The organism is Vreelandella sulfidaeris Esulfide1 (assembly GCF_054072535.1).
The window spans coordinates 2837898-2850745 of record NZ_CM133364.1; the positions used below are offsets into that span (position 1 = coordinate 2837898).

The 12848-nt window shown below is 49.5% G+C and carries 10 protein-coding genes and 1 pseudogene; 9 read left to right on the top strand and 2 right to left on the bottom strand.

Going from position 1 to position 12848, the window contains the following annotated elements; all coding sequences use genetic code 11:
• Nucleotides 1–6: 6 nt before the first annotated feature.
• Nucleotides 7–1041, bottom strand: a complete 1035-nt coding sequence (locus ACW44H_RS13270; RefSeq protein ID WP_457504964.1) for a DUF2235 domain-containing protein — start codon at nucleotides 1039–1041, stop codon at nucleotides 7–9.
• 361 nt (nucleotides 1042–1402) lie between these two features.
• Here ACW44H_RS13270 and ACW44H_RS13275 point away from each other — a divergent pair, with 361 nt between their 5' ends.
• From ACW44H_RS13275 to ACW44H_RS13285, 3 genes are read left to right on the top strand one after another with little or no spacing between them, the layout of a single operon-like run.
• A complete protein-coding gene (locus tag ACW44H_RS13275; protein WP_457504965.1) occupies nucleotides 1403–1906 on the top strand; it encodes a DUF3015 family protein in 504 nt (167 codons plus the stop codon).
• Between the two features lie 58 nt (nucleotides 1907–1964).
• Nucleotides 1965–3824: an Lnb N-terminal periplasmic domain-containing protein gene (locus tag ACW44H_RS13280; protein ID WP_457504966.1), complete on the top strand. Its 1860-nt coding sequence runs from the start codon at nucleotides 1965–1967 to the stop codon at nucleotides 3822–3824.
• Nucleotides 3825–3883: 59 nt separating this feature from the next.
• Nucleotides 3884–4819, top strand: coding sequence for a glycerophosphodiester phosphodiesterase family protein (locus ACW44H_RS13285; protein WP_457504967.1), 936 nt, complete (start codon nucleotides 3884–3886; stop codon nucleotides 4817–4819).
• 102 nt (nucleotides 4820–4921) lie between these two features.
• Here ACW44H_RS13285 and ACW44H_RS13290 read toward each other — a convergent pair whose 3' ends face one another.
• Nucleotides 4922–5830, bottom strand: coding sequence for a dihydrodipicolinate synthase family protein (locus tag ACW44H_RS13290; protein ID WP_457504968.1), 909 nt, complete (start codon nucleotides 5828–5830; stop codon nucleotides 4922–4924).
• 418 nt (nucleotides 5831–6248) lie between these two features.
• On the opposite strand from ACW44H_RS13290, the gene ACW44H_RS13295 reads away from it, so the two are divergent.
• From ACW44H_RS13295 to ACW44H_RS13320, 6 genes and pseudogenes are all read left to right on the top strand, one after another.
• Nucleotides 6249–6722 (top strand): hypothetical protein, encoded by a 474-nt coding sequence (locus ACW44H_RS13295; protein ID WP_457504970.1) that lies wholly within the window; start codon nucleotides 6249–6251, stop codon nucleotides 6720–6722.
• A complete protein-coding gene (locus tag ACW44H_RS13300) occupies nucleotides 6691–7908 on the top strand; it encodes a hypothetical protein (RefSeq protein WP_457504971.1) in 1218 nt (405 codons plus the stop codon). The genes ACW44H_RS13295 and ACW44H_RS13300 overlap by 32 nt, the downstream gene beginning before the upstream one ends.
• Before the next feature lie 34 nt (nucleotides 7909–7942).
• The gene (locus ACW44H_RS13305) at nucleotides 7943–9889 is read left to right on the top strand and encodes a diguanylate cyclase domain-containing protein (protein ID WP_457504972.1); all 1947 of its coding nucleotides are present in this window, start codon (nucleotides 7943–7945) and stop codon (nucleotides 9887–9889) included.
• Between the two features lie 98 nt (nucleotides 9890–9987).
• Complete coding sequence (locus ACW44H_RS13310) at nucleotides 9988–11241, top strand: IS256 family transposase (protein ID WP_113271324.1); 1254 nt, start codon at nucleotides 9988–9990, stop codon at nucleotides 11239–11241.
• A 22-nt stretch (nucleotides 11242–11263) separates the two neighbouring features.
• Nucleotides 11264–11947: pseudogene (locus ACW44H_RS13315) on the top strand (EAL domain-containing protein); the annotation flags it as partial.
• 66 nt (nucleotides 11948–12013) lie between these two features.
• The gene (locus ACW44H_RS13320; RefSeq protein WP_457504974.1) at nucleotides 12014–12826 is read left to right on the top strand and encodes a PEP-CTERM/exosortase system-associated acyltransferase; all 813 of its coding nucleotides are present in this window, start codon (nucleotides 12014–12016) and stop codon (nucleotides 12824–12826) included.
• Nucleotides 12827–12848 lie beyond the last annotated feature (22 nt).

Here is a 12848-nt window from a genome sequence, read left to right on the forward strand (position 1 = left end):
CCCGCCTTATTCCCCCACATTAAGGCTCTCCCACCCATGTTTCTCTACCAGTGCTTTCAATGCGGGTGGACGATAGCTGACGTCGCGCTCATAGCGGGCTTTGACACTGGGATGAATAAGCATGGATTGGTCTTTGGGCTTTAATTCTCTATCTAACGGTTTCTTAAAACGATAAACATGCTTGCGTGAGTTGTGAATGTGCCCTTTCACCCCATCGGTTAGGTGATCGCGAATATGCGGCTCGGTGATTAACCCTGCGGCGTTGGCTTCATCCAGCATCCACGCAAGCGGGGTGTCGGCAGCTTGGATGCCGTTCTTGTCTGGCTTATAGGAGCCGCCAACATCCGCATGCACGCCTGCAAACCACACCTGCTTGAGGTCTACGCCGGGCCGAGGTGTCCAGATAGTGGGCAAAAAGTCTTCACGTTTTTCATCAATAGCGAGCGCGTGGCGTGCAATGGCTACATTGGCCCCCATTTTGGTGTCGTAGAACTCATCGTGGCTGTCAAACAGGCCCATGATGCTATAAGGAATGCCTAGTGCGCCAACGGTGTCCCATACGCCAATGAAATGTATATCGCGGGAAGCGTGGCTGTAATCGGCGCGAAACTTACAAGCTGCCTTGCCAGCCGGGTGATTGGTTTTGGTTGGGCTTTTGTATATTTTCCAGGCTTGGGAGATTAGCCGGGCATCTTCGCGCTTTAAGATGCCGCAGTTGTTAATCAAACCGCTGAGCGCCCGCACGGTGTAAGCACCCCGGCTAAAGCCGAACAGGTAAATAATGTCGCCAGGGGCATAGTTCTGAATGATATAGCGGTAACCATCAAGGATGTTTTTATGAATTCCAACGCCGGTGGCCCCTGCGCTAAGGCTGGTGTGATAAGAGCCTAGCCCCCAATCGTAAAACACATGCTGCCTTACCTCACCCGCGTCAGGCTTAACCGCTCGGGCAAGCTGCAGCACATTCGTAGGAAAATCGTTTTCCAGATCTTCTTCTGGACGGTTCCAGGTGCCGTCTGCACATACCACGATATGGGCCATGGATACCTCGTTTTATCCTTCACGTTAAACATTCGTTTTATGTGCTGTTATCAGCATTGATCGACGCGGTGAGAACGGTGAAGCTTTATATGTCACAAAAATTGATTAACACCGTTTTTGTTGTTTCTGCGCTATTTTTGAATTTACTTGGCTTCTCTTCAAAAGAAAGTGATACCCGATCATTTTTGTAAGCAATATCTTACAAATACGTAAGACATTGCTTACAAAAAAAGCATGGGAATCCTGATAAACTTAAGAAGGCTTTGTACGCAGTTAGCCTCTCGTGTGTGTAAATCTTGAGGCTTGTCGGTACCTCCAGATAAAAAATCCAAACCGACAAAATAAATCATTAAGGGATCTCATGTTGAAACGTTCTATTACCGCTACTATTGCACTATTGGGTGCTACAACAGCACTTACTTTGAGCGCCACCACCTTCGCCAGCGACCGCCAGGGTGACATTAATCCATGGCAACACTGCGGTATTGGTGCCGCAATTTTTGATGACAACACTACCGCTGCTGCGATCTCAAATGTGATTTGGGACTCGGGCACCACAGCCGTGACCTCAGCCACTATTTCCCCTGAAACTTGTGAAAGCGCAGAAGTTAAAGTAGCTCAATTTATTGACGAAACCTACGATCAGTTGGCCATGGAAGCCGCTATGGGTGAAGGTCAGCACTTGAATGCTGCCCTCGGACTTGTTGGCTGTGACGCAAGCAATGCAGCGAGCATTGCTCAGCTGCGTAACGACCTGAGCACCGTCAGCGCTGATGCCAGCTACTCCTCTATGAGCCATGACGATAAAGCTTACCGCTTCTACAATAGCTTAAATCAAGCTGCTACGAACTGTTCAGCTAGCTAATGCCTTATGTGGGCTAGCCAAGCTAGCCCACTTTGCTTCCCTATAGGATATATTTCGCATGCGGCGGCTCTGGCTGACGGCTATTTTATTTAGCTCATTTTTTAGTTCTTCTCTTCACGCAAATCTAACGACGCTCTCCCAAGACTCTCAATGGCTTTCACTTTTACACTTTGATCGCCAAACCCCTTTTTCTTCGCCAAGAAGTGCTGTCATTGATGACGCCTTCTTCCTTGCTGAGAATGGCCGTTCCGATCCTCATGCGGAGCTGGAAGCTACGCTTGCCGCCTTGCGCCAATCGCCTAGCCCAACGGGACAACATGCGAGTTGCCAATTCCCAGCGCGAGCGCTCTGGCTGTCTGCCAAAACGGGAGAGCAGTGGCAAAATGCAGACTGCCCAGACTTTAGTGAATGGCAATCACAGCACCAGGAGCCTGACATAGGCCTCATGTTTGCAACAGGCTACCTAGGGAATCCCGCCTCGTTTTTTGGCCACGTAATGCTTCATTCGGCCCCCGGCAATACCGCGGAGTTGTCTTCCGACTCCCAACACCTGCTGGATACCAGTTTAAATTTTGGCGCTGACGTACCAAGCGACGACGGGATGCTTGCGTATATGGCCAAAGGGCTTTTTGGTGGCTATAACGCGACGTTTTCGAATGCTTCGTTTTATCGTAATACCACGCTTTATTCCGAGCGGGAAATGCGTGACTTGTGGCATTACCAATTGAACTTGACGAACGACGAAGCGTCGCTAGTGATGGCTCATTTATTCGAGATAGTGGGGAAAGATTACGAATATTTATTTTTATCGCAGAATTGTGCTTCTCGTATTGCCAGAACACTAGAACTCGTCATAGAAGAAGACCTTACACCTGGTTTTTCTCCATGGGTGGCGCCTGAAGACTTATTAAGGGCTTTAAGCAGCACCATGCATCATGGCCGTCCGTTATTAGCTAAAACACGTCACATTCCTTCACGAAGGCTTATTACGCAACACGAGTACGCTGCCCTAAACGACCGTCAGCAACGAGCGGCGAATGCTGTTTGGCCTTCGGAAAATCAACTCCTCATGGACGCACCTGAGTTTTCTGAACTACCTGCCGTTCAGCAAAGTGATGTCTTAGATACACTGCTTAGCCATGCTTCTTTTCTGCGCCAAACCGGCGACAGTAACCATTTTCCGGAAATAGAGCGGCAATTGCTTCAAGCCCGATTAAGGCTCCCGCAAGGCAATGCTGACAACAGCTATACAGCGCCGCCCGCCGTCCATGAGGTGGCGCCGCCCGGGCTGGTAGGTATAAGCGGCTTTCACACTAGCGGCTCCGCTAACAACTTGCGCGTAAGGTTTAGGCCTCTGCAGTATGACTTACTGGATACCAACCAGGCTCGTATGCCCAACTCTGCCGTTGAAATTGCCAATATAGAAATTAATGCCGACGATCAAGGTGTGTCATTAAATCGATTTGATCTTTTCAGCATTACTAATTTACATACCAACGCTATAGCGTTACCGACTCTGCCACAAACCGCCTGGCAAATATCAGCTGGTATCCAACGGAACCGGTTGAGTTGTCGGCGATGTTTTGATGGGGTGGCTAATGTGCTGGGGGGAAAATCATGGGCGGTTGGCCCCCACCTACCTTATGCGCTGGGGGGTGTTCAATTGCGTACTCAACGGCATTATGAGGGTGTGGCAGTACCAATGATTAAAGCAGGCATTGTAAGCAGTTGGTCATCAAGTCAGCGTACTCATATACAACTATCCCATCGTCGAAATGTTGGCTATGACGACAACCAACGCACAGAGTGGCAGCTACAGCATAGAATTGCTCTATCTACTGAGTGGGATATCCGATTTGAGCTTCAGCGAGATCAATCGGCTACTGAAGCCGGTATTGGTTTTTCTAGGTACTTCTAGGCTTTCATTCTTCAATTCGTGTAGGGTTATTAAACAGGCATTCAATGAAAGGAAATTCTATGCAACGCCGTTTACTGATTACTTCACTATCAATGGGTCTTTTCGCTGGTGCTGTCACGACCACTGCGTTGGCGGCAATGTCGCCGTTGGAGCAGCAGCTAAAAGATCTTGAGTCGTTTCAGGTGATCGCCCACCGTGGTGCTAGTGGCCATGCGCCAGAAAGTACCATGGCAGCTTATGAGCTGGCCCGTGAGTGGGACGTTGATTACCTGGAGCTGGACGCTCAAATCACCGCCGATGGTGAGGTAGTCGTGTTTCATGACGACGCCATTGACCGCACCAGTGATGGCGAAGGCGCGATCAATGATTACACTTTGGAAGAACTCAAAGCGCTGGATACCGGCACATGGTTTAACGAGGAAAACCCCGACAGTGCCGACACTGCCTTTGAAGGCGCGCAGATGCTCACGCTGGAGGAGGTTTTTGAGCGCTTTGGACACGATGCCCGCTACTACATTGAAACCAAGTCGCCACAGCTTAACCCTGGCTTGGAAGAAGCGCTGGTAGAAACGCTGGAAGAATACGATATGGTCGAGGAAGGCCGTGTATTGGTGCAGTCCTTTGAGCAGGATAGCCTGTTAAAAGTGCATGAACTGAACGCCGATGTGCCGTTGATTCAACTGGTATGGTACTACCCAAGCGAAGAAGACAACTCGCGCTTAGTGGAGTGGACGGGCGTAACCCCAGGGCCAGAAGAGATCACGGATGAAGATTTCCAGGCGGTAGCGGATTACGCGGTCGGCATTGGCACTAACTTCATCTACGAAGGCGAAGAAGTGATTGATGCCGACTTTATCCGCCAAGCTAATGAAAACGGCCTGCCGGTACACGTGTATACCATCAACGAGACCGAGGAAATGGAGCGCTTAATGGAAATGGGTGTAAACGGCTTGTTCACCAATTATCCTGATCGCTTGCTCGAACTCGTTGAATAACAATCTATATAAGCAAACATGTATTCAGCAAACATGTATTCAGCAAACATAGATTAAGCAGTTATGACGCCCGGCTTCGGCTGGGCGTTTTTTTGCACCGCTTTAACTTTTAACTTCAGAGGCTAGACCAAGCTGCTCTACTACTTGCGCTACTCTTTTGCGGTCGTTTCCTTGCAGAGTTTTAAGCGGCTGGGGCAAGCAGGGTTGGCTCACTTTGCCGGTGACTTCTGCGATGGTAGCCGCCACTCGCAGGCTGCCGCCATACTCACGGTAAAGCGCCCAGATTGGCTCAAGAGCAACAGAAAGCGCCTCGGCCTGTTGAACATCCCCCGTTTGTGCAGCCCGAGTCAGCGCCAGTGCCGCTTGAGGATACAGCCCCCCGATAACGGAATACCACGCATCGCAACCCGCATTTAGCCCGGTTGCTGCAGCAGGGTCGCCGCTTATACCGATGGTGACATCGCTGGGAATTAGCATGCGCAGCTGCACGATTCGCTCGCGAGCAACGTCTATGTCGCTAACCACCGGTGGGATCTTGATTGAACGCACCTGCGGCAAGTGGGCGATTCGCCCGTGCAACTCATCGCTGAATGTAAAGTGAGTCGTGCCGGGATTATCGTATACGCATAGCGGCACACTCAACGAATGACAGACCGTTGCGTATAGGTCGAATACTTCATCGTCCGTGAGATTTTGATAAGAAACCGGCGCTAGTAACACGCCGCTGGCGCCAGCTTGCTGGGCGCTTTCCGCATTGGCCAGTACATCGCGGGTACGCAACGCACCAATGCCCAAAATGACAGGTACGCCGCCTGCATTTTCGACGCTTAGCCGGGCAATACGAGCACGTTCTTTACAGCTTAAATAAGCGTAACTGCCGGTTGAGCCCAGCACGCCAATGGAATCAACGCCTGCCCCAGCCAAGTGCTCTACTGAACGAATAAACGCGTTCTCTTGGATACCCTGTTCGTTCATGGGGGTTAACGGAAACGCACTTAAGCCGGTGAACATCGTGGATACTCCTTTTATGAGATCCTTCATTAGTATTCTCACACACACTTGGCTATTAGGTAGCCGGGTTCTTAAGTGAGCCTTAGGTAATTTATACTTAATTATTAATTATAGGTAGCTCCGCATATTTTCGCCAATGAGCTTTCTAGGCCTTCTCTCGATCTATCTGTTTACGTTCCTCCCCCTGCAAATCTCATGAATTTGTTGTAGTGTTTGTAAATTAACTGCGTAGAAATGGGATAATGGTGTTTTTTTCTAATGTATCTTGTTTAAGTTTTCAAAAGACGTTGACCAAAAATACAACGCTCCGAAGAGCTCAGGGAGACAATGTCATCAAGTCTTACTCACTTCATGTGCGGCGCACGTCTGCATGGTGCATAAACCTGACACCCACTAACCGTCGGAATATCCACCCACAATGAGGGCATTCGTTATAACCCACGACATGGTTCGACGAATTGCCAGGGTGATGGTGGCGACTTTACTGATGGCCTACTTTCTGTTGGCCACAGCTCAGGTCATTGCCCGCGAACCTCCCGTGTTATTAGTAGCGAACCCCAATGTCACTACCCACTGGTTGAACCAGGATACTACCCGCGCCATCTTCGCCATGCGACAACGTACTTGGCCAGACGGACAAGCAGTGCGAGTTTTTGTGCTCGATAGTAGCGACCCTGTGCATGCTCGCTTTACTAAGAAACAGTTATCCGTTTACCCGCACCAATTACAGTTGGCCTGGGATCGCATGGTGTTCTCCGGTACAGGTCAAGCACCCAACCGAGTGAGCACCCAAACGGAAATGCGCGATAGGATCGCCAGCACCCCCGGCGCTTTAGGATATCTTGAAAGGGAGTATGTGGATGATAGTATCCAAGTTATTTCAATGGATTGAATATCGCGTAACCGCGATTATAGTAAGCATATTCGCTTTGATTTCATCCTCTCATGTTCTGGGTGATGATAGCGTCATGGACTCTTTTCAAGTTCATGGCTTTCTTAGCCAAGCGTTAGTCATTACAGACGATAACAATTTTTTTGGCCCTAGTAGTGAAGATAATGGAAGTTTTGAGTTCACCGAAATTGGTCTTAATGCGTCGTTACGGCCTCACCAGGATGTACTACTTGCCGCTCAAGTTTTAAGCCGTAATGCAGGCGGAGATCTGACCGATGCAACCCCAAAACTAGATTACGGGCTCATCGATTATCAAATGATTTCAAACCAGCAACGCACTTTTGGCGTCCAGCTAGGTAGGTTTAAAAACCCCTTTGGTTTTTATAACCAGACTAGAGATGTCGCTTTTACTCGGCCAAGTATTTTGCTGCCGCAATCAATTTATTTTGATAGGACCCGGTCTTTGGGATTATCAGGAGATGGCGTAAGCCTTTACCATGAAGAAAGGATTCCGTCGGGCGTACTTAGAACGCAAGTAGGTTTTGGTCAAGCCCGTATGGAAGATGATGTCGAACAAACGTTGGGGCTTGATCAATTTCCAGGTTCGTTAGATGCAGGCTCTTCAGCTATTGGACAGATTCGATACGAGCATGACGGAGGACGTATTGTTACAGCCATTAGTGTTGCCAGCGCTAATGCCGATTACGCCTCTTCCTCTAATATACCAGGCGAAGGTACATTTCGATTTCAGCCCTGGGTCCTTTCTTTTCAATATAACCAAGAGCTGTGGACATTAACTGCAGAATATGCCATTAGAAAATTAGAGTTAAGTGGCTTTAACTCTTTTTCTGATTCAAGTAGAACAGGCGAAAGCTGGTATGTTCAGTATTCAAGGCGCTTTAATGATAACTGGCAGTGGTTAGTCCGCTACGACACCCTCATTAACAATAAGAATGATGCTTCTGGAAAAAGTTTTGAAGCAAGTGGCTTAGGGCCTGCCCATTCACAGTTCGCGGATGATTTAACATTTGGCTTACAGTGGTCCCCTCTCCCGCAGTTAATGCTAGCCGGCGAGTATCATCATATTGATGGTACCGGTTGGTTACCCAACAGAGATATTCAAGACTCATCGCAGACTAGCCAGCGTTGGAATATGTTTTTGTTCCAACTATCGCTACGTTTCTGAGACCTAAATTTATCTTGGCCTGGAACCCCCAGCGATGACTAAACTTTTTTCCCTTCGGACCTCTTTCCGATTCAGCCTAACCTGGCGTGTGATCGCCTTAAGTAGCCTACTGCTCTTAGTTTTGGTAACACTTTTTACCTGGCTTGGGCATAGCAACCTTACTCGTCAACTTCAGGAAAGCCGATCTCAACAACATGAGCGCCAACAGCGAGAGATACGGCTCGCGCTGCAAAGGTCATCTGAAAATTTACGCCAATTAGCAGGTTTAACGGCAGCGTCTACGGGACTTGGTTACCCGTTCCAAGAGGGTAACCTGAACGAGCTTGACGATGTTTTAGATGCTCAATGGCCCTCTTTACAGGTTGAAGCGGGAATTGATGAAATTGTCGTGGTTGATATTAATGGTCGAACGTTAGGCAATTGGGGAGAGCATAATACAGCTACCATCTTGCCTATCGAAAGCTGGATAAAGCACGTCATCAATAGTGAGTCGCCCCTGACCACACTACGCTGTTCAACTATTTGTCAGCAGTTTGCCGCAGCGCCCATACTAGCCGAAGGTGAGAGCGTTGGCATGGTGGTTCTAGCACGATCATTAGCTGATGTTACACGACAAGCTAAAGAAGTTTCGAATAGCGAGATAGCGACGTTAGTCACAGGCAGCATCGAAGGCAATTCAATAGCTCAAGCCCGTCAGTTAGACGCGTGGAATGGCCACCTTGTTGCGTTAACTCATGAAGAGCTGAGCTTAGCCCTCCTTCAGCGTGCTGCCACTATCGTCCCAGTACAGCGTTTAATAGAAGAACCACTGAGCTTGCAGCATAACGGAAGAAATCTAGAACTCAGTGCAGTCTACATGGGAGAAGACACGACAAGCAGTAACGCGGGTTACTTCCTCCTGATCTCAGATATTACAGACCAACTGAAGGCAATTAACCAAGATACCCGTACCTTATTAGTGGCGGGCGTCATTGGGTGGTTGGCTGCCGAGCTTTTACTGTTAATGATATTAATGGGGCCTATGGCGCGCCTACGAAGAGTCGCTGGGTTGCTACCACGATTGGCGAGTGGTGGTTTTAGCGAAATACGCAATACCATCCCGACTAACCGAAGCGCCCTGCCCAATGAGATTGATGTACTCGAAATTACTACCCTAGCCCTCTCCAGACAGCTTGAAAGCCTAGAAGATGAAGTCAGGGAGCGTGGCAATCAACTAGCAGAGCGTATTGACGAATTAGCCAAGGAGCGTGATTTCGTTAGCAGCTTACTAGACACCGCTCAGGTTTTTATCGTAGTTCAGGATAGTGCAGGCCGTATCAGCTTAGTTAATGACTATACACAAACTATACTAGGACTAAATGAAGCCTCTCTCCTCGGTCGTCATTTTGTGGATATTTTTGCATCTGGAACTCTTTCCCCCACCGGTAGCTTTGATACACATACTCAGGAAGAGCAGGCTTTAATTACTCCAGACCAAAAATCTCATACCGTTGTCTGGTATCACGCCCCCCTCTTTGCGAACAATGACACAGGTATATCGAGAATTTCCATCGGTCTTGATATAACCGAACGTAAAGCTGCGGAGGCGCGCTTAGTTTGGCTAGCTGAGCGTGACCCTCTCACCGAGCTTTATAACCGTCGCTATTTTCAAGATGCCTTACAAAAAGCTATTTGGATGCAGGATAAAGGCGCCGTTTTACTACTGGATTTAGATCAATTCAAAGAGGTGAACGAACTAAACGGTCATCATGTAGGAGACAGGCTGCTGCGTGAAGTAGCCGAAACACTTTCGCTAAATCTGGGCCATCGTGGTGTTATTGCCCGTCTAGGAGGCGATGAATTTTCCTTGCTATTAAAAGATATGGATGCTGAACAAGCGGTGGCCATCGCTCAATATATTGTTCAGCTTTTTGAAGGGATCGGGTTTAGAACAGAACAACAATGGTTGCGGGTCACCGCCAGTATCGGCATCGCCCTTTGAGTTAAGCTCAAGTCTGGTGTATGGGAGGAGGTAGGAAGGGTGGCGTATCCTGTTGATTGATCACGACCAAGATCTCAACCAACACGAGTGGATACGCCATGGCCGATTCTACCCTCCGGACTCTTTCACAACCAGAACCCCAGGTCGCTGACCCGCTGCACGAGCTGCTGCGCCAAGGTGCCCGTGACCTGATCGCCAAGGCCGTCGAGGCCGAGTTGGCCACCTTTCTGGCGCAGTATGCCGATCAGCGGCTCGACGATGGACGCCAGGCCGTGGTCCGCAACGGCTACCTGCCCGAGCGCACGGTCCAGACCGGGATCGGGGATGTCAGCGTGCAGGTGCCCAAGGTGCGTGACCGCAGTGGCGGTGGCGCTCGCTTCAACAGCAGCCTGCTGCCGCCCTATCTGAAGCGAGCCCGCAGCATCGAGGAGTTGATCCCTTGGCTCTACCTGAAGGGGATCTCCACTGGCGACTACCAGGAGGCGCTGGCGGCACTGCTGGGCGACCAGGCCAAGGGTCTGTCGGCCAACACTGTGTCACGGCTCAAGAAGCAGTGGGAGGACGAGCATACCGAGTGGCGAAAGCGGGACCTGTCAGACCGTCGCTACGTCTACTGGTGGGCCGACGGGGTGTACAGCAACGTGCGCATGGATGACCGCCTGTGCCTGCTGGTGATCATCGGGGTCACCGAGCAGGGCCGCAAGGAGTTGGTGGCCGTCGAGGACGGCTTCCGCGAGTCGGCGGACAGCTGGAAGACCCTGCTGACAGGCCTGCGAGAACGCGGCCTGACCCAGGCTCCCAAGCTGGCGGTGGGCGACGGCGCCATGGGGTTCTGGGCGGCCCTGAGCAAGATTTACCCGGAGACCGACCATCAGCGCTGCTGGGTTCACAAGACGGCTAACGTGCTGAACAAGCTGCCAAAGTCAGTACAGCCCAAGGTCAAGGCCGACCTGCATGACATCTGGATGGCCGAGACCCGCGACGAGGCGCACAAGGCCTTCGATCGCACGCTGAAACGCTTCGAGGCCAAGTACCCCAAGGCGATGGCGTGCCTGGCCAAGGATCGGGAGGAACTGCTGGCGTTCTACGACTACCCGGCAGAGCACTGGGTGCATATCCGCACCACCAACCCGATTGAGTCGACCTTCGCCACGGTCCGCCTGCGGAGCAAGCGCAGCCGGAACTGCGGCTCCAGAGCGACGACCCTGGCGATGGTCTTCAAGCTGCTCCAGAGCGCCGAGAAGCGCTGGAAGCGCATCAAGGGGTTCAGCAAGCTGGAACTGGTCGTGAACAACGTCCGGTTCCAGGATGGAGAGCAAGTAACCGATCAGTCAGACAGGACTGCCGCCTGACCGCCATCCACCAGATTTGACTATAACTCGGCTTGAAGATAACGATATAAAACATTATGAAGTCTTATTGCGAATGCGTGACGCAGACGGCAGCCTTGTTTCACCCGGTCATTTTATTCCAGTGGCCGAGCAGAGCGGGCAGATCATACAAATCGACCGCTGGGTATTGCGCAATAGTTTAAAGTTACTCAGCCAACTGCAGCAACAAGGTATTACGCTTGCCATTAACCTATCGGGGCAGTCTTTACATGACGAAGGATTAAAGCAGTTCCTCGCTGAAGAGCTAGCAACGAGTGGTGCTGACCCTCATCACCTTATTCTTGAAGTTACCGAAACAGCCGCCGTAACCGATTTCTCTACTGCAAGAGGTGTGCTGCAAACCTTTAGAGACTTAGGTTGCCGTACCGCATTGGATGATTTTGGAGTTGGGTTTAGTAGCTTCCATTACCTTGGTCAATTGCCGGTAGATTATATTAAAATTGATGGCTCTTTCATTCGCAGCTTGCTGATTAGTCCCGATAGCCGCGTTATTGTTCGTGCTATTGCTGATATTGCTGCTGGCTTTGGCAAGCAAACTATTGCTGAATTCGTTGAACAAGAAGAATTGATGCCAATATTAAAATCTTATGGTATTACTTACGGGCAGGGTTTTCATTTAGGAAGACCTGGAAAGATAACAGACCTATTAAAAACACATAAGGATTAGAAAACTAGTTCTTATTAATTATTTTTAATAGCGTCAAGCCATCCGTATAGTACTAGGGAAACAGTAATGAGCTCGCAAGAGACAAACAGACCCATGCGATCGCAAAACCACATCTTGTTTACACAATTCTTAGAAGATTATCGTTTTATATTGGCGAAAACACCTCAAGAAAAAAATAAATCGCTGCTTTTGCGCCACGAGGTTTTTCTGCAAGAACTCCACTATGAGATGCATGAAGATCAAACTAAAAATCTTGAGACTGATGAGTATGATGAGTCCTCTATACATTGCTTAATTGAGCACAAAAGGAGTGGACAGCTTGCAGGCTGTATGCGTTTGGTAATTCCATCTACCGATCCACAATCCAAACTTAGTAAGCTACCTGTAGAGGTACAAGGGGACCAATGGCTCAACCATGAAAGCATTCATCCGAGCAAACTACCCAAACATCAGCTTTGTGAAGTTTCACGTTTAGCCATCTCTCGAAACTTTCGCTCTCGTCAACAAATCCCCAGCCAAACGGACATAGCATTTACCGAAAGCAATTTTACTGCCGATGAAGAGAGAACCTTCCCTTTAATAGCGATAGGGCTCTTTTTATGCACCTATTCATTAGTAGGATTGAGCGGTAAGAAACATGTTTTCGCAATGATGGAGCCTCGTTTACCCAGGCTTCTTGCATTATCAGGCTTTCATTTTACCCAAGTGAGCGAGACCATAGAATATCATGGCGCAAGACATGCTTATTACATTAACCATACTAAAGCCGAACAGGAAATGCATGACGACTTAATGCCATTTTATCGGCATATCAGAAGCGTGTTGGAACCTCAACTAGAAGAGGTGCTGGCCACCAAGGAAAGCACCTCTTTTGCTTAGCTGAGCCGTTGAAACGATTATC

What these genes read in the sequence shown, in the direction of transcription:
- ACW44H_RS13290 (WP_457504968.1), bottom strand. Translation starts at nt 5,830, where the DNA reads ATGTTCACCGGCTTAAGTGCGTTTCCGTTAACCCCCATGAACGAACAG.
- ACW44H_RS13320 (WP_457504974.1), top strand. Translation starts at nt 12,014, where the DNA reads ATGAGCTCGCAAGAGACAAACAGACCCATGCGATCGCAAAACCACATC.
- ACW44H_RS13280 (WP_457504966.1), top strand. Translation starts at nt 1,965, where the DNA reads ATGCGGCGGCTCTGGCTGACGGCTATTTTATTTAGCTCATTTTTTAGT.
- ACW44H_RS13295 (WP_457504970.1), top strand. Translation starts at nt 6,249, where the DNA reads ATGAGGGCATTCGTTATAACCCACGACATGGTTCGACGAATTGCCAGG.
- ACW44H_RS13305 (WP_457504972.1), top strand. Translation starts at nt 7,943, where the DNA reads ATGACTAAACTTTTTTCCCTTCGGACCTCTTTCCGATTCAGCCTAACC.
- ACW44H_RS13285 (WP_457504967.1), top strand. Translation starts at nt 3,884, where the DNA reads ATGCAACGCCGTTTACTGATTACTTCACTATCAATGGGTCTTTTCGCT.
- ACW44H_RS13275 (WP_457504965.1), top strand. Translation starts at nt 1,403, where the DNA reads ATGTTGAAACGTTCTATTACCGCTACTATTGCACTATTGGGTGCTACA.
- ACW44H_RS13300 (WP_457504971.1), top strand. Translation starts at nt 6,691, where the DNA reads ATGATAGTATCCAAGTTATTTCAATGGATTGAATATCGCGTAACCGCG.
- ACW44H_RS13270 (WP_457504964.1), bottom strand. Translation starts at nt 1,041, where the DNA reads ATGGCCCATATCGTGGTATGTGCAGACGGCACCTGGAACCGTCCAGAA.
- ACW44H_RS13310 (WP_113271324.1), top strand. Translation starts at nt 9,988, where the DNA reads ATGGCCGATTCTACCCTCCGGACTCTTTCACAACCAGAACCCCAGGTC.